Source organism: Nostoc sp. MG11 (assembly GCF_014904695.1).
Classification (GTDB): Bacteria; Cyanobacteriota; Cyanobacteriia; order Cyanobacteriales; family Nostocaceae; genus Komarekiella.
Genome location: NZ_JACXXN010000001.1, coordinates 50,390 through 67,877 on the forward strand (window position 1 = coordinate 50,390; position 17,488 = coordinate 67,877).

General features: G+C 42.2%; 13 protein-coding genes. 6 read left to right on the forward strand and 7 right to left on the reverse strand.

Annotated elements, in window-relative coordinates; all coding sequences use genetic code 11:
- Positions 1 to 169 precede the first annotated feature (169 nt).
- Positions 170 to 907, reverse strand: a complete 738-nt coding sequence (locus HCR01_RS00240) for a COG4280 domain-containing protein (protein ID WP_193193422.1) — start codon at positions 905 to 907, stop codon at positions 170 to 172.
- A 440-nt stretch (positions 908 to 1,347) separates the two neighbouring features.
- Here HCR01_RS00240 and bchB point away from each other — a divergent pair, with 440 nt between their 5' ends.
- Positions 1,348 to 2,874 carry a ferredoxin:protochlorophyllide reductase (ATP-dependent) subunit B gene (gene bchB / locus HCR01_RS00245; protein ID WP_193193424.1) on the forward strand — a complete coding sequence of 509 codons (1,527 nt, stop codon included), beginning with the start codon at positions 1,348 to 1,350 and terminating at the stop codon, positions 2,872 to 2,874.
- 485 nt (positions 2,875 to 3,359) lie between these two features.
- On the opposite strand, the gene HCR01_RS00250 is transcribed toward bchB, so the two are convergent.
- Positions 3,360 to 3,872 carry a hypothetical protein gene (locus tag HCR01_RS00250; RefSeq protein WP_193193426.1) on the reverse strand — a complete coding sequence of 171 codons (513 nt, stop codon included), beginning with the start codon at positions 3,870 to 3,872 and terminating at the stop codon, positions 3,360 to 3,362.
- 600 nt (positions 3,873 to 4,472) lie between these two features.
- On the opposite strand from HCR01_RS00250, the gene HCR01_RS00255 reads away from it, so the two are divergent.
- The 4 genes from HCR01_RS00255 (at position 4,473) to HCR01_RS00270 (ending at position 11,994) form a co-directional block, all read left to right on the forward strand.
- On the forward strand, positions 4,473 to 7,658 hold the full coding sequence (locus HCR01_RS00255; protein WP_193193428.1) for a plasmid replication protein, CyRepA1 family: 3,186 nt from the start codon (positions 4,473 to 4,475) through the stop codon (positions 7,656 to 7,658).
- A gap of 328 nt (positions 7,659 to 7,986) precedes the next feature.
- Positions 7,987 to 9,807: a tetratricopeptide repeat protein gene (locus HCR01_RS00260; RefSeq protein ID WP_193193430.1), complete on the forward strand. Its 1,821-nt coding sequence runs from the start codon at positions 7,987 to 7,989 to the stop codon at positions 9,805 to 9,807.
- Between the two features lie 533 nt (positions 9,808 to 10,340).
- A complete protein-coding gene (locus HCR01_RS00265; RefSeq protein WP_193193432.1) occupies positions 10,341 to 10,706 on the forward strand; it encodes a nuclear transport factor 2 family protein in 366 nt (121 codons plus the stop codon).
- 226 nt (positions 10,707 to 10,932) lie between these two features.
- Positions 10,933 to 11,994, forward strand: a complete 1,062-nt coding sequence (locus tag HCR01_RS00270) for a 2-hydroxyacid dehydrogenase (protein ID WP_193193434.1) — start codon at positions 10,933 to 10,935, stop codon at positions 11,992 to 11,994.
- A gap of 10 nt (positions 11,995 to 12,004) precedes the next feature.
- Here HCR01_RS00270 and HCR01_RS00275 read toward each other — a convergent pair whose 3' ends face one another.
- The 5 genes from HCR01_RS00275 to HCR01_RS00295 all read right to left on the reverse strand — a co-directional run bounded on the left by HCR01_RS00275 (position 12,005) and on the right by HCR01_RS00295 (position 16,577).
- Positions 12,005 to 12,745: a M50 family metallopeptidase gene (locus tag HCR01_RS00275; protein ID WP_193193436.1), complete on the reverse strand. Its 741-nt coding sequence runs from the start codon at positions 12,743 to 12,745 to the stop codon at positions 12,005 to 12,007.
- 192 nt (positions 12,746 to 12,937) lie between these two features.
- Positions 12,938 to 13,822 (reverse strand): FHA domain-containing protein, encoded by an 885-nt coding sequence (locus HCR01_RS00280; RefSeq protein ID WP_193193438.1) that lies wholly within the window; start codon positions 13,820 to 13,822, stop codon positions 12,938 to 12,940.
- A gap of 404 nt (positions 13,823 to 14,226) precedes the next feature.
- The gene (pgl, locus tag HCR01_RS00285) at positions 14,227 to 14,949 is read right to left on the reverse strand and encodes a 6-phosphogluconolactonase (RefSeq protein ID WP_193193440.1); all 723 of its coding nucleotides are present in this window, start codon (positions 14,947 to 14,949) and stop codon (positions 14,227 to 14,229) included.
- A 194-nt stretch (positions 14,950 to 15,143) separates the two neighbouring features.
- A complete protein-coding gene (gene rph, locus HCR01_RS00290) occupies positions 15,144 to 15,890 on the reverse strand; it encodes a ribonuclease PH (protein WP_193193442.1) in 747 nt (248 codons plus the stop codon).
- Positions 15,891 to 16,022: 132 nt separating this feature from the next.
- Complete coding sequence (locus tag HCR01_RS00295) at positions 16,023 to 16,577, reverse strand: adenylate kinase family protein (RefSeq protein WP_193193444.1); 555 nt, start codon at positions 16,575 to 16,577, stop codon at positions 16,023 to 16,025.
- A 343-nt stretch (positions 16,578 to 16,920) separates the two neighbouring features.
- On the opposite strand from HCR01_RS00295, the gene HCR01_RS00300 reads away from it, so the two are divergent.
- Positions 16,921 to 17,457 carry a P-loop NTPase family protein gene (locus HCR01_RS00300; RefSeq protein ID WP_193193446.1) on the forward strand — a complete coding sequence of 179 codons (537 nt, stop codon included), beginning with the start codon at positions 16,921 to 16,923 and terminating at the stop codon, positions 17,455 to 17,457.
- Positions 17,458 to 17,488 lie beyond the last annotated feature (31 nt).

The following is a 17,488-nucleotide window of genomic DNA, read 5'->3' on the forward strand; positions in this document are numbered from 1 at the left end:
TCTAACTAGCAAAGTAAAATCTACATAGAAGTGGCAGCAAGCATAGCTGTCTAGCTGATTTTAATACAACGTCGTTGAGAATTTGTTTATGGACTCTTAAGAATCCCCCGACTGTTTAAACAGTCGGGTGAGTGTCAAGCAGGCTTGCTTGCTTTGTTATGGATGTAACTTAACTAACAATCTTTTCCGGCTTCTGCAACCCAACTCGCCAGCGCAGAAGTCCAGCAGCAAGAGCCATAAAAATACCCCAGGCTAACGGTAGCCAGATAATAGCCCAGTTTCCACCAGGCCACTCTACATTTAGTCCTTCACCTAACCAGTAAATGCCAAATCCCATCAGCAGCATTGCTGCGACAAATTTCATCGGCTTAACAGGTATTTGATTGAGTGGAGTTCGGAATAAGAATGCAAACACGGCTAACCCAACTGCTGCAACTACAGCCCCACTAATGGCGTCTATCCATTGACCTCCAGCAGCACCTAATGTGACTACTGCGATCGCCACCTCTACACTATCCAACAGCGCACCCTTAAATGTGGTAACTACAGCAAACCAGTTCCAGCTAGATTGGTTGTCTTCTTTTGCTAGTTCTGCTTCTAGCCTGTCTTCTTTGTCACCTCCACGCTTAGGAATGCCGCCGTAGTACTTAATAATTGAGCGTGTCCACTTCTGCCCAAATAACAGTAGTAAACTGCCTGCAACAACCCTCAAAATGTCTACGGGGATGAGCGTCAAACTTTTTCCTAAGATGAGTGAGACAATTATTGTTAAAGCAATGCCACTACCTGAGCCAACTAGGGCGTTACGCCAACCTGCTAGCCTACCGACAACGATGACTATGCCCAGAATCTCAACTAACTCAATCAGAGATCCTGCAAAACTGGCAAGAAAGATTTCCCAATTCATAAAATTAATACCTCACAGTTGTGGTTTTATAGTCAAGACTTACGCAACTGGCACATATATTTTCTGTTATGAAGGTTAAGAGTCAAGAGTCAAGAGTCCAGGTTTTTTGGACTCTTGAACGCTAGTTGCTATAAGTCGGTATAGCCAACGGCACTTCTATATCTGGTGTTGATGGTTAACACAACACTCCAAATTAAAAACAAATTTGCTGAAATATTAAAATTTATTTAAATTAAACAACATGAATGTTGTTAAAGTTGGAAGCTACATCCCAATCACTAACGAGGTTTGAGGGATATCTACGGCTAGCTAAGCTTACATGCGGCAGATGAAACCCTTACAAGTCTTCACTTCATCAAGGCTACAACTTTTGAGACAATCAGAAACGACTTAATAATCAAGCACTTATAGTCCACATATTATCGGGTAGAGACACAAACATGAAATTGGCTTACTGGATGTATGCAGGCCCAGCCCACATCGGCACTCTCAGGATCGCTAGTTCTTTTAAAAACGTTCATGCGATCATGCACGCCCCCATTGGCGATGACTACTTTAACGTAATGCGCTCCATGCTATCGCGGGAGAGGGATTTTACTCCGGTGACAACTAGTGTCGTTGACCGTAACGTTTTGGCACGTGGCTCTCAAGAGAAGGTGGTAGATAACATTACCCGCAAGGATGCCGAGGAACACCCTGATCTGATTGTGTTAACTCCTACTTGCACCTCCAGCATTTTGCAAGAAGACCTGCACAACTTTGTCGAACGAGCGCAGCTGGAAGCAAAAGGAGACGTAATGCTGGCGGATGTGAACCATTACCGCTACAACGAACTGCAAGCAGCCGATCGCACTCTAGATCAAATCGTCCAATATTACATAGAGAAAGCCCGCAAGCGGGGCGAATTGCCTGAAGGCAAAACAGCGAAGCCCTCAGTTAACATTATCGGTACTACTACCCTCGGTTTCCACAACAATCACGACTGCACCGAACTCAAACGGTTGATGGCTGACTTGGGGATTGAGGTAAATACCTTAATTCCCGAAGGTGCTTCGGTGAACGACTTGAAGAAGATGCCTAAAGCCTGGTTTAACCTAGTGCCTTACCGTGAACTCGGTTTAACCACAGCTCGTTACCTAGAAGAACAATTCGGCACACCTTATATAGACATTACTCCAATGGGTGTAGTGGAAACTGCCCGTTGTATTCGCAAGATTCAGCAGGTAATCAACGCTCAAGGCGCAGAAGTTGACTACGAAGACTTTATCAACGAGCAAACCTTGCATGTATCTCAAGCTGCTTGGTTCTCCCGTTCTATTGACTGTCAAAACTTGACTGGCAAAAAAGCTGTGGTCTTTGGTGACAACACCCACGCCGCCGCCATTACCAAGATTCTGGCGCGAGAAATGGGGATTCACGTTGTTTGGGCTGGAACCTACTGTAAATATGATGCAGACTGGTTCCGCGAACAGGTAAGCGAGTATTGCGATGAAGTGCTAATCTCCGAAGATCACGGTGCAATTGGGGATGCGATCGCCCGCGTCGAACCCTCTGCTATTTTCGGTACTCAAATGGAACGCCACGTTGGTAAGCGCTTGGATATTCCCTGCGGCGTAATTGCTGCACCAATCCACGTCCAAAACTTCCCCATTGGCTACAAACCATTTATGGGTTACGAAGGGACGAATCAGATTACAGATTTGATCTACAATTCCTTCACTTTGGGAATGGAAGATCACCTGTTAGAAATCTTCGGTGGTCACGATACCAAAGAAGTAATTACTAGAGGAATTTCTGCTGATTCTGACCTCAACTGGACAAAAGATGGTCAAGCAGAATTGAATAAGATTCCTGGATTTGTTCGCGGTAAAGTGAAGCGAAATACTGAGAAATTTGCCCGCGATCGCGGTTTCAAAGAAATCAACGCTGAGGTGTTGTACGCTGCCAAGGAAGCTGTGGGGGCTTAATGATAATTTAGTTATCAGCTATAAAACTGCTGATAGCTAGAATTCTAGAGAAGAGTGTTTCTTTGAAAGAACACTCTTCTGATTATTATTAAATAAATTCAACTGCACAAACTAATTTATTAAAAATAATGCGTTTCTAAATAGCAATCAATTATCCAGCAGTTCTAACGAAAATAGACTATGCACCAGACTAATTAAAACTCTAAAAATAGTTCAGTTTATCGGTTACTTCATTGTAGTCGTTTAGCTGAGTTTCCTGACAGTTCTTCTTTCGCTACTCTAGAAACTCAACGAAATCTAAAACTTACTGTTGTGCATTTTTCGAGAGGTCTTCTAGTTTCTCCAAAATCTTTTCTTTGAGAGAATCCATGCTTACAGCCACGATTTTTATTGAACAGTGTAACTCATAGCCCCTATCTTTCAAAATAGGTTTTTTGTCAGCTTTGAATTAGGTATGACTTTACAGATAATTTCAGCTATTTTTGTTACATTCTTCGCTCTTTAATTTCTCTATGTGCAGTTCTGTTTATAGAATAGGCGCTTCCCCTAAAGCTCAATTTATAGATTACTGGTGGTGTAATTATTTCAGTCGATTGGACATTAGGATCAGCGCGAACAAAATAATTACATCCCCTAAAGCTCAATTTATGGGTTACTAATGGTACGGTTACTCCATTTGATTTGGCATCAAGGTCAGCACGATAGGAAGCCCCACGGTAGATTAAGTTATAATCTGGTTCAGATTTGGGAACTGGCTGTTGTGGATGTTGTGTTTCCCTGCTGACCACCTTGCTTGTGTAGTATTCGTAGCTTGTACTGATAAGAATAAGAATTAATAGTAGAAGTAAAATCTGCCAAGGAGCTAACATTAAACCCAAAATCAGGCTGATAGCTGCAAATACAGCTACTAAATGTGAGATTTCATTATTAGTTTTTTTTAATAAAAAATAGCCAGTGATGAAACAAGCACACGGTATACTCAAAAAGTACAAAGCCATATTTCCTACATTCGGAACAAAAGCAAAGGGTTTATAAAGCAGATTGAACTTGTTTGGAAGGTTGTTGTTTATTTTACCTCCAATTAGTTTTTGAAGTTACCGTGCTACTTGAGTAAAAGTGTTACCTCAATGTATCTGTATTAGCCTTGTTTGCGAAAGAAAAATTAATAGCCTTGGCTATCTCAAAGTTTTATCAGTATACCTTTAGGATTCTGTCAATTGAGCGTTTTTGTCTTGATTCATCTCAGAGATGTCACATCCCAAACATGAGGCTTGGTAACAGATGGATGCTCAGTGTACAGTTCTGAAGTAGATGAAGATGTTACCCTATAGCGATCGTTGCTGCAACCCCTCTAGCGATCGCATTCCTTAATGGATAAATATACTGATAAATAAAAAATAACACTAAACAAATATTACAATACAAAATTATTACTTCAGGAATCTAATAGGCAGAATAACCCACTGAAGTCTTAACCGATGTATCTCCGACAACGAAGTAAAAAAAGCATCATTAAGACCTCGCAATCTCTCTTATGAATAACTAGCAGATGCATGTTAGTGTTTTAATCTCATCGTCCTCCTCCCGCGCCTTGTCCTATGCATCTGCAACATTTACACCCACAACACCTTGAAGAATTAGTCAAGAGCAGTGGCATAGATTTACACCTGATACAGCTCAATTTTAAGTCTCTTCAAGGCGAGAATGCCTATGAGTACCTGTTAATTTCTGAGCTACTTCCCCGTACTAATACGGGAATGGTGAAAAGCAGCTGGTTGCACCGTTATGCTCATATTACTGAAGGCGGTTGGTGGTGTTCTGGACTAGATCCTCTAAATGATTGGCAGATAATGGAGTGGGGATGCTTTAAGCCAAACAAACCCCGACAAAATAACAATGGTAAGTTCGTTAAATACGAGCATCCACCCAGTACATCAACACGAGTGTTTTGTTTACGGGTATCGCTGCAAGTATGGCAGCAAGTCGCCCAGCGTTACAACCTAGTCATGCCTGACAATATCAGCATTACCCCCGATGGCGAAGCTGAAGGCTTCTGGCAATGGGTGATGCAACAGAATATCCCCCTAATCATCTGCGAGGGTGTCAAGAAAGCAGCAGCATTGTTGACACAAGGCTATGCAGCTATTGGTATTCCTGGAATTACCAGCAGTTATCGGGTTGTCAAAGATGAGTTCGGCAAAGTCACCCGTCGTCAGCTGATTCCCGACTTAGCGAAGTTTGCTATTACAAAGCGTAGCTTTTATATTTGCTTTGATTATGAAACTCAACCAAAAAAAATTGCTGCTATAAATAATGCTATTTCTCAACTTGGTTGTTTGTTTCAACAAAAAAATTGCTCGGTTAAAGTTGTCGAACTTCCAGGGATAGAAAAAGGAGTTGATGAATTTATTGTTGCTAAAGGTGCAACTGCTTTCGATAAAATTTATCGTCAAAGCGTTGATTTAGAAATTTACCTTGCTCAAACTAAACCTCACACAGAGTTAACAATTCCAGCTACGCTCACCATCAACCGTCCCTATATAGGTGAAATCCCTTTCCCCACCTCTGGATTAGTAGGAGTAAAATCAGCAAAAGGAACGGGTAAAACTACAGCACTTCAAAGCGTTGTTAAACAAGCCAAAAGTAGAAATCAACCTGTTTTATTAATTACTCATAGAATTATTTTGGGGCGGTTTTTGTGTGAAAAAATTGGTATTCAATGGGGAATAGGTAAAGAAGACGGAGAGAAGGGAAGAGTTGGAGAATGGGAAAATTATAAAGCACTTTCCTCCACTCCTCCAATTTTGCACTCGCGCTATCCGCTCCATTCTTTGGGATTATGTGTTGATTCTATTTGGAAACTTAACCCTGAAAACTGGCGCGGGGCAATAGTAATTTTAGATGAAGTAGAGCAATCTTTGTGGCATCTACTCAATAGTAATACTTGTAAACACAAGCGTGTCAAAATTTTAAAATTATTCCAGCAACTAATTGCTACAGTTCTGACAACTGGAGGGTTAGTAATTGCTCAAGATGCTGATTTATCAGATGTTTCCTTAGAATATTTGCAAGGATTAGCAGGAATTAAATTAATGCCTTGGGTGGTTGTAAATCAATGGAAACCTCAACAAGGTTGGGATGTTACTTTTTACGATTCTCCTAACCCAACGCCGCTAATTCATCAACTGGAATTAGATTTACTTGCAGGACGTAAATGTTACGTGACTACTGATAGTCGCTCTGGGCGTTATAGTTGTGAAACAATCGAACGTTATCTAAAAGAGCGCTTACAAAAACTACGACGGCAATTTCCTAAAACCCTCGTAGTTAGTAGCCATACGACAAACACGCCTGGTCACGCAGCGGTTGATTTTATAGCAGCTATTAATCAAAAAATACCTGAATATGATGGCGTTTTTGTAACCCCTAGCCTTGGTACAGGAATTAGTATTGATGTCCAGCACTTTGACCGGGTTTACGGCGTCTTTCAAGGGGTAATTCCTGACTCAGAAGCACGACAAGCATTAGCAAGAGTACGAGATGATGTGCCGCGTATTGTCTGGTGTGCTAAGCGAGGTATTGGCTTAATTGGTAGTGGTAGTACAAATTATCGATCGCTATCTGATTGGTATCAGGAAAATCAAAAGGAAAACTTAGCTTTGCTGAGTCCACTACATAAAATAGATGTGGATTTGCCTTTAGTTTATGATCCTATTCATTTGCGAACTTGGGCAAAGTTATCTGCAAGAGTAAATGCTTCTATTCGCCTCTACCGTCAATCGATGCAAGATGGTTTAATTGCTGATGGGCATAAAATACAGATGCGAAGTAACGCTGTTCATAATAATATTATTCGAGATTTACGCTTAGCTTTTATGGCGACTGATCCTAACGACTTAGCTACCCGCAGAAGATTAATTTTAGAAATTGTCAAAGTTCAAAAAGATTGGGTACAAAGCCGCCAGAAAGCTAAAGAAATTAAGCGGAAAATTAAAGAAATTAAGCAGCAAAATCAATTAGCAGCCGCGGCGGCTGTAGCTAAGGCGAGGGATATTGATTACGTAGAATATGAGCAGCTATTAGCTAAACATTCTCTTACTGATGCAGAACGTAACCAAATCAATAAATATCTTCTCAGACAAAGGTATGGAATAGAAGTTACTCCCATGCTGAAATTGCAAGATGAACAAGGATATTATTGTCAATTGTTAATTCACTATTATCTAACTCATGAAAGTGAGTATTTTCATGTCAGAGATCAGCAAGAATGGCATCAGCAGTTGTCTTGGGGAGAAGGGAAAGTTTTTTTACCAGATTTAAAAACTTACACACTAAAAGTTGAAGCAATGAGAGCTTTAGGAATGCTACAATTTCTTGAATTAGAACGAAGATTTACTGAAAACGACGCTGATTTAATATTGCTAAAAAATGTTGCGTTTCAGCATAGTAAACATATTAAAAGAGCGCTTGGTATTAGCTTAGATAGTGAGAAAGAGCAAGTTTCGGGAATGAAAATACTCAGCCGACTGTTAAATTTGTTGGGTTTAAAGCTGAAGCGATTAAATGAAGTTTATCAAATTGATTCAGAAACGCTTAATGATGGCAGAGAAAAAATATTTGCAGTTTGGCATCAACGAGATGAATTAATGTTGGCTCATGTTAAAAGTGCTGGATATGAGATAACTAATTATTCCTCAGACTGGAAGTTTGAGATTACAAAACCTGAGCCTGTAAAAGCAGGCTACATAGCATCTACGCCGACTCTTCCATTATCAAAGATCTAATCCTTACACCAGCGTCCAACTATTTATAATAAACAAGTTTGTACTCTGGTGACTATCCTTGTACAAGTAATGAACCAAGAATGAAAGCGAAGGGCTGTTATAAAGCAATACGGTTCAGTTAAGAATAATTGTAGGTTGGGTTTCACTGCGTTCAACCCAACAAAGGCCTGCAAACGTTGGGTTTCGTTCCTCAACCCAACCTACATAATTTAATTTTTTGGGCTTAACTGAACTGTATTGTGTTATAAAGCATTACATAATAAAGATACGTAATCATCAAGAATCCCGTCGCTAAAAGCAAGGGAGTGTTAAAACTCAAAAAAATTACATGAATGCTGAAGATTTTTTCAATCAGGGATTAAACAACAATTTACAAGGAGATTATCAAGGAGCGATCGCAGCTTACACTCAAGCACTCAAGTTAAATCCTGACTATGCAGAAGCCTACCATAACCGAGGTATTATTCTAAGTGGTGAACTTAAAAATTATCATGGTGCGATCGCAGATTTTAATAGAGCAATAGAAATCAGTCCCAATTTTGCTACAGCTTACTGTCACCGGGCTAATGCTCATTACTTTTTAACCGATTATGAGGGAGCGATCGCTGAGCATAACCAAGCATTACAAATTAATCCCAACTTGGCTGAATCTTACCACAGTCGGGGTAATGCCTACTTTGCTTTGGAAGACTATGACAAAGCGATCACAGATTATCATCAAGCAATAGAAAAGAGTACTCAGTTAGCTACCTATATTAATTTTGATATTGCCAAAGCATTCCATAACCGGGGTGTAGCTTGTTTTGATCGCGGCGACTATCAAGGAGCAATTGCAGATTTCCAACAAGCTTTACAGTGGTATCCTCATTTTGCCGCAGCTTATAGCAATCGGGGTAATATTTACTATATTTTAGGAAACTATCAACAAGCGATCGCTGATCATAACCAGGCATTACAGTTAGATCCCAATTTAGCAGAGGCTTACCATAATCGAGGTAATGCTTACTACGCTCTAGCAGACTATCAAAGCGCGATCGCCGATTACAACTATGCATTAAAAATCAACCCCAGCTTTGCAGGAGGATACTACAACCGAGGTCTTGTTCTTTCTCACCTCAAAGACTATCACCGGGCAATTGAAGACTTTAATCAAGCTCTGAAGCTGAATCCTGATGATATCCAAGCATACTACGAACGGGGTCTTGTACTTAGCATACTTGGGGATTATCAAAGAGCGATCGCAGACTATAATCAGGCATTACAAGAAAATCCGACTTTAGCTTTAGTCTACGGCTTTCGGGCTAATGCTCGTCGCCAACTGGGAGACTATCAAGGCGCAATTGAAGATAGCAATCGACTATTACAACTCAATCCCCATCTAGCTGAAGGATACTGCGATCGCGCCGCTGCTCGTCGTTCTTTAGGAGATTATAAAGGAGCAATTAAAGATTATGATCAGGCATTGCAGATTAATCATAACTTAGCCTCAGCTTACTATGGTCGAGGTATTGCCCGCGAAGCTTTGCAAGATTTCCAAGGAGCAATTGAAGATAACACGCAAGCGATAGAGATTGTACCTGACTTTTCTCAAGCATACTGTAACCGGGGTAATGCTCGCCGCCTTATCGGAGATGAACAAGGGGCGATTACAGATTACGATCAAGCATTACAACTTAATCCTAATCTGGTTGAGGCTTATTATAATCGGGGTTCTACCCGTTATGCCCTAGAAGATTATGAAAGTGCGATCACAGATTATACCCAAGCTTTGCAGATAAATCCTCAATCTGCTGCATTTTATAGCGATCGCGCCAATGCTCGCTATGCCCTGCAAGATTATCAAGGAGCAATAGAAGATTACAATCAAGCAATTGCGCTTAACTCTAGCTTTGCTGAAGATTGGTTCAACAGAGGTCGTAGCCGTTCTCTATTGGGAGATTTGCAAGGAGCGCTTACAGACTTGAATCAAGCCTTGCAGTATCAGCCTCATTGGACTTCAGCCTACATCGTTCGGGCAGATATCCGCCAAAATTTAGGAGACTATCAAGAAGCAATTGCCGATTTCCAAAAATCTGCCGACCTGTATTTCCAAGAAGGAAACACAGAATATTATCAGCAAATTATAGAGTTAATCGAACAGCTGCACTAGTATCCTCGACTTTCTCAAAAAATCGGGAATCTTGTCTACAAGAAGCTCATACCAGAAGCCTACCACCTCAGACCGCTCTGATGAAGGGTTTAGCCTTCCTTTGGTGGCAACAAAGTGGAGGAAGCGATAAAAACTCCACACCTTTCATGGCAAATCTGTACACTGTTCGCGTATCTGACATCGCTCTCCTTTGATACACGACAATAGGCCACAGCGGCATAACACCCATCCAGTGCTGATTGTCATAGGATAATCATAGCAATCTGCTTGCTTGTAATTAGTCCTTCTAGGGGAGGAATCTCTGTTAAGCTGCGGAAATAGGTGTATTAATTACTATTGTCTATCTCAGGGTATATTTTAATTGATTCTGTTATTGATTTAACTTCACTATTTTAGAATATAAATTAAACTTGGTTCTGGAAAAAAGGAGTATGAAAGACTGGAGAAAAATTTTAATTAAAGGTTTAATAATAATACTAATCTTATTTGGAATAGATTTATTCAGTTCAGATGCATTTGGAAATCAAGATAATATGAATCAAGAAGATATTCTGACACTAATTAACAAATCTAAAGAAGCCTGGGTTGCTCAAGATGCTGATGCTCTTGCCCAGATGTTTACACCAGATGGAGAAATTATTGTCCCAGGAAAAAAATGGCAAGGTCGAGCAGAAATTCGAGCAGAAATAACCCATTTTGCTCAGCAGTATTCAGATGTGAAAATTGACATCCAGCGAATTATCGTTGAGAATAACCAAGCCGCAGTTGAGTGGTACTATCAAGACATTCATAAAGCCACAGGTCGCCGCAACAAAGCTGATGACGTTATTGTTGTTGATTTCAAAGATGGTCTGATCAGTAGATGGCGTGAGTATTTCGACACTGAAACGCCAGTTTAAATCAGTGAATAGTGAACAGTTATCAAGGTTTGAGTTGAGATTTACCACTCTACCTAAAATTCTAAAGTTTTGCTGTAGCTGTGGAATTAGCCAGAGAAACTCTAACGCCTATGGCTGGTAGTTATAGAAGAGGCGTAGACGCAGCCTAACCCAAGCATCGCTCATCTCACTCACAAGCTATCATGTACTGGAAAAACATGTTGCAGCATACAGCCTGAGGTTTTGCATGAAAGTCGCAGTTTTCAGTACAAAAGCCTATGATCGGCAGTTTTTAGAAGCTGCAAATTCTCCCACCCAACTCTCAACGGAAAATACCTCCGCAAACCACTTTCTTCATGAGTTGGTGTTTTTTGAACCCCGTTTGAGTAGAGATACCGCTATCTTAGCCGCCGGATTTCCAGCAGTTTGTGTATTTGTACATGACCAAGTTGATGCTTCAACTTTAGAGATTCTTGCCTCTAATGGAACTCGTCTAGTTGTGCTTCGCTGTGCAGGGTTTAACAATGTAGACTTACAAGCCGCAGCAGACTTAGGGATTACTGTTGTGCGTGTTCCTGCTTACTCACCCTATGGAGTGGCAGAACATGCCGTTGGATTGATTTTGAGCCTCAATCGTAAAATTCATCGTGCTTATAACCGCGTCCGAGAAGCCAATTTCTCTTTAGAAGGACTGTTGGGGTTTAATCTGAATGGACGCACAGTAGGGATTATCGGTACTGGAAAAATCGGTCTGATTTTAGGACAGATTATGAAGGGGTTTGGCTGTGACATACTCGCCTATGACGTATATCGTAATTCAGAATTAGAGGTATTGGGTGGGAAGTATGTTGAGTTACGTGAGCTATTTGCCAACTCCGATATCATTTCCTTACATTGTCCTTTGACTCCCGAAACTCATCACTTGATTAACGCCGAGGCTATAGAACAGATGAAGTCAAGGGTTATGTTAATTAATACCAGCCGAGGAGCGCTGATTGATACCCAAGCAGTCATCGAAGGACTAAAGTCGCGCCAAATAGGCTCTCTCGGTGTGGATGTTTACGAGCAAGAATCGGAATTGTTCTTTGAAGATTTATCTGGCGAAATCATCCAAGATGATGTTTTCCAACGCCTGACAACATTTCCTAATGTACTTATTACCGGACATCAAGCCTTCTTTACAGAAGAAGCTCTGCACAATATTGCCGAAACGACTTTTGCTAATATTTCTGACGTTGAACAAGGTCGTCCTTGTCCAAATGAAATTCGTGCTCAACCAGAAGTTGAAGCTAAAGCACTAGTTAGCTAATTAACTAACACTACGAACGATAGGCAACGCGGAGACTTTGGACTAAAATCACCAGAGACGCGATCGCCATAAATCCACCCCAAAACCAATAGGGTAAAATTAAATACCGCTGCATTTGTGCTGTATCCGAAAGTCCTAGATAACCAGCACTATAGCTAAATAGATAATCAAGCTGATGATACGTGCTTATACAAGCTTGTACGCCTAAAAATTGAATGACAAAACCCTGTGCCCAGCGAGGAGCTTTTAAGGCAATACCTAGGATAATCAAACCTAGCAGGGGAATTGCTACTAATCCAAACAAAGAACGCACCCAAATTAATGCTGAAAACAGCAAAAAGCTTCCTAAAATTTTCAAACTTAGGGAAGCTGCTCTAAAACTGCGAGAAGCCAAAATCAAAGCCGCACCGGCAAGAGGCGGGCCCATTGGTCCTGCTGCTGCAACCAAAGCCGGGCCAATAGGCCCCAATGACGACCGGAGGCCATAAGTTGCCACACCGGAACCACTACTAAAAATCTCTAATTTCTGAAACTGTCCTCCTAGTAGCAGAGCCATCAAGCCGTGACCAATTTCGTGAAACCAAGTTGCCAAGATCGTAAATGGGTATAAAATATAATCGCCCCCTGGAACTTGCCATAGCAAAGTAGTGGCGATCGCTGCTCCAATCAGCCAAGTTAGCCCCATGCGTTCAACAACTGGCGGGGCTTCTTTGTTGAGCAAGGTTTCAAAATCTTTGCCTGATTTCCTCATGGATCACTTTCCTGAACGTAATTATCTCAATTACCGGAGTGTACTTTTATCCATCCTAGTGTAAATAATAAAATGCTGGAGTTGCTGGAGAATACAGCAATTTGCACCTCAAAGCGACGGTGGTAAACTAAGACGCTACACATAACGAATAAAGTTATCCGCCGCCTTTGTGATGCTCTGATTAACAATCAGCTAAGACAGTTGAAAAATGAATGTTACCATGTCTCCCTTACCTAGGCTGATGCGATCGCCTGCTCGCAAGCGATGTCGATTCCCCGATGATAGCGGCAAATTGTTAATGTAAGTACCATTAGAACTGCCTACATCTTCTATATAGTGAGCGCCTGCCTCAAGGCGAATATCTGCATGAATCCGTGAGACAATTTCCGAATTGGGAAATCCTGATACATCTATATCCGGGGGAATACGGTCATTGGGCTTGCCGATATGAATGACAGTCAGATTTTGCGGTAATTCAATTTCTCGGTCGCTTTGGACGTGGAACAACCGCGCTGTCACCTGCTGCAATTGAGTTCTGGCAGCAGTTACATTTGATGCTGCTGGCAGAGGCGATTGCGGGGCTGAGACTGGTTCAGGGGGTGGCGTTGGTTGAGTAGCCACTGGTTCCAGAGGGGGGGGAGTCGGGATTTCTTGCTCAAATACGGGTTGTTCAGGGACGCTTGGCAGTGGCGTTGGGGTGCTGTTTTCTGTAGCCATTGCTTGTGGTTGAGCTGCCACCGCTGTTGGTGGTAAAGATGAGGCAACAGGGGGATAAGAGTTGGTACTACTGATTTCTAACGAATCTGGTTGTGAAAGTTCTAAAAGTGGATCAGGCGTAACTAACGGCGGTACTTCCACAGGAATGTCGGGAGCCACTGTTGGTGTTACTGCTGTTGCAACGTGTGCAGCGGGTGCTGAGTGTAAATTATAGCCACACTGACCGCAGAAAGCGGCATCTGCCTGCACAGTTGCCCCACAACTAGGGCAGTTAGTAGTCGCTGGTAACGGCGTATAGCAAGCTTCACACTGGACAGCACCATCAGGGTTGGGATGATTGCAATTAGGGCAGACGATCATCGATATTAGCCTTTGTTCAAGATCATCGTACAATTATTACTGGCAATTAGAGATAACTCCGTAGACACTTCTACTTTAAGACAGCGTGCAAGAGAGTTGTGACGGCGGAAGTCGACGCTCTCTACGAGACGCTGCCGAAGTTCTGATACCAACGGCGGGCTGCGCCAACGGATAGCGCAGCGTAAAGCCTGCGGCATGGCTACGCTTAGAGCGACGTAGGAGCGTCGGAAGCCTCCGCTCAGACTTCTCTTTGCGTAGCTTGCGTAGCTTGCTTCCCCGTAGGAGTACGCGAACTCGGCTTAGCTGCGCTATCTGTAGACGCTACGGACACTTAGACGGCATCGGAAGTTCGGCAGAGGAGCAATCCTAGCTTTAGATTCTAACAATTACTCCTGATGGTAAATTTAAGGTTGGAGTTCCAAACCGGCTGCTGCATCCAGCAACCAGCAAAGTTTTCCTTGAGGCTGAATCAAACGGGATGGGTAAGTGAAGTCATCAGCTACGGGTGCAAAGACTTGAGCCAAAGCTGGTCGTTTATTAGCACCAGCAACCAGAAAAATCACGCTGCCAGCAGAGTTGATGAAGGGGTAAGTGAAGGTTATGCGGGGGTTCCCGTCTTTGTTACCCACAGTAATGAGGCGATCGCCTACTTTGAGGGCCTCTGTGTGGGGAAACAGAGATGCGGTATGTGCATCATCACCCATTCCTAGTAATATTACATCCAAGGAAGGAAACTCTCCGGGTGAAGACTTAAAAAATTCTTGGAGATGTTGTTCATACTTAGCCGCTGCTAGCCCTGGTTCAGCTTCCAAAGTCGGTACGGCGTGAATGTTGGCTGCTGGGATATCAACGCGATCTAGCCACGCACGACGCGACATTAGTTCATTGCTATCAGGATGATCTGGTGGAACAAAACGTTCATCCCCCCAAAACACATGAATTTTATCCCAAGGCAGTTTTTGACTAGCGATTGCTTCATACAAAGGCTTGGGTGTACTGCCGCCAGATAAGGCTATTGTAAATCGCCCCCGTTGCTCAATGGCAGTTTTTAACTCTGAGAGAATCAATTCCAGCGCTCGTGCAACTAGTGCTGACTGATCGGGTAAAACTTCAACTGTTTTATTCATGGCTTGATGATCATATTGCCGACTTCCAGCAATACAATACCGAACTTATTACAATTCCCCTTTTTAACTTTTGAAACTTTTAACATCGGGGACTAGGGACTAGGGACTGGTAACTGAGGAACTGAGGAATAAGGTAGACAAGGGGAGAAAGTGAACAAATAATCAATATCCAGTACCCAATCCCCAATCACCAGTCACCAATCCCCTAGAAATAGCGTTTCCCAATCGGCGATTGCTTGGCGTTGAGCGGTTAACAATTGCTGAATTCCTTTTTGAGCGAAATCCAGCAGTTGATTCAACTGAGTGCGGCTAAAGCTACCTTCCTCAGCCGTTCCTTGGACTTCAATAATTTCTAAATGTTGATTCATCACTACGTTGAAATCTACTGTTGCAGATACATCTTCGGTATAATTCAGATCTAAAAATGGCTCTCCCTGTAATAATCCTACAGATACCGCTGCCACCTGCCCGGATAATGGCGATCGCTCTAACACCCCTTGTTGTAACAATTGAGAAACCGCATGAGCTAACGCCACAAAAGAGCCTGTAATCGCTGTTGTCCTAGTTCCTGCATCTGCTTGCAATACATCAGCATCCACAGTCAGCGTGCGTTCTCCTAGCGCCTCAAAATCCACTGCTGCTCTTAAGCTGCGTCCAATTAAGCGTTGAATTTCTTGCGTGCGTCCAGATAATTTCAATAACTCCCTTTCTTGCCGTTTTTGTGTGGCTGATGGTAGCATCCGATACTCAGCAGTTAACCAGCCTTTACCACTTCCTTCAAGAAACTTGGGAACTCCTTGAGTAACGCTAACGGTACAAAGTACCTGAGTGTCCCCGCATTTTATCAGAACGGAACCGGGAGCAAAGCGAGTGAAACTAGGGTAAAAGCTAATTGGACGGAGTTCGTAGGGAAGACGACCGTCTGGACGCTGCCAAGCCATTGGAGTTGCCTCAAATAGAATACTGCCTTAAGGTTACCTTAGTGTTGTAAATCAACTGAGTGCTATATCTTAGGGTCAGCATCCAAAGACCCAGGATGAAATTTTAACTAGGCAGGAACACCAAAGATTGATCTAAGGAATTGAGAGCAGAGTTAGAATGTTCTGCTGTACCATTTCTGGAAACTGGTCTCCATTGACAGTCAACAGACGGCGGCGACGGTCGTAATATTCCAAAATGGGAATGGTGCGATCATAGAATATTTCTACGCGGCGCTGCACGATTTCAGGTTGGTCATCTGGCAAAGAACGCCCTAAGGAACGACTAACCATAACGGACTCTGGTACTTGTAGATAAATTGCCCAGTCTAGCTTTTGCCCTAAATTATCTAACCAAAAATCCAATTCCTCAGCTTGGAAGGCAGTACGGGGATAACCTTCTAATACCCAACCACAATTAATATCTGGTTGTTTAAAGCGACTTCGGAGCAATTCAATCATCATTTCATCCGGGGCTAGCTCCCCTTTTTCTACGTACGTCCGTGCATGATGACCCAATTGACTCAGATTAGCGATCGCCTCCCGTAAAATCTCACCTGTGGAAATCTGAGGAATATCAAAGTATCTGCAAAGCCTCTTTGCTTGAGTGCTTTTTCCCGATCCTGAACCTCCCAGAATCACCAATCTCACAACAATTCACTCCTCATCCTGTCAAATTTGTTACTTTCTAACTCTGTTTTGCCCAAACAACTGAGAAATATAACATCTAATGGTTTTTAGCCTCTAATTCCTGCTTTTAATTTCACTAGAACTACAGTTTAGACGTTCTAATTTTTACAACTAACTTTAGGATAACTACGATAAGGTAAATCGAAATAGCTCTTGACTTTAGTACAAATGTAGTGTTTGACTAAGAAGGCAATTTGCTCAAGAGACTATGTTTATAAAAAACAGACTGATTATGCAGGCAGATTTGTAACAACTACTCTCAGTAAAAGCTTTGTAATTCGTCGTAACTTTTTAAACTTAATCTATGGTTGCTCAGTTAGAAACCAAAAGTATAAATTCTACCCTCACTTCACCATATCCAGTTGAAGGCTTAGTGCAAGTTTTCACTAGCTCTCATCGTAACTTTTTTACGAGTGTTATGGCTCAATCACTGAGAATTGCCGGTCAAGGCACACCAGTGCTAATAGTACAGTTCCTCAAAGGGGGCATTCGCCAAGGACAGGAGCGACCCATACAACTAGGACAAAATTTAGACTGGATTCGCTGCGATTTGCCTCGTTGTATTGATACACCACACTTAGACGAGGCTGAGAACCAAGCCTTACAAAAGCTGTGGCAATATACACAACAGGTAGTATGCGAGAGCAAGTATTCTCTCGTGGTTCTAGATGAGCTAAGTTTGGCAATTAACTTTGGTTTAATTCCCGAAACAGAAGTTTTAGCATTTCTAGCAAAACGCCCTCCTCATGTTGATATCATTCTCACCGGGCCTGAAATGCCGAAATCTCTCCTCGATGTAGCAGATCAAATTACAGAAATCCGCCGCAGTCATCGACCCTAAACGCTCCTAGAATTTGAGTTTTTAAACTTAA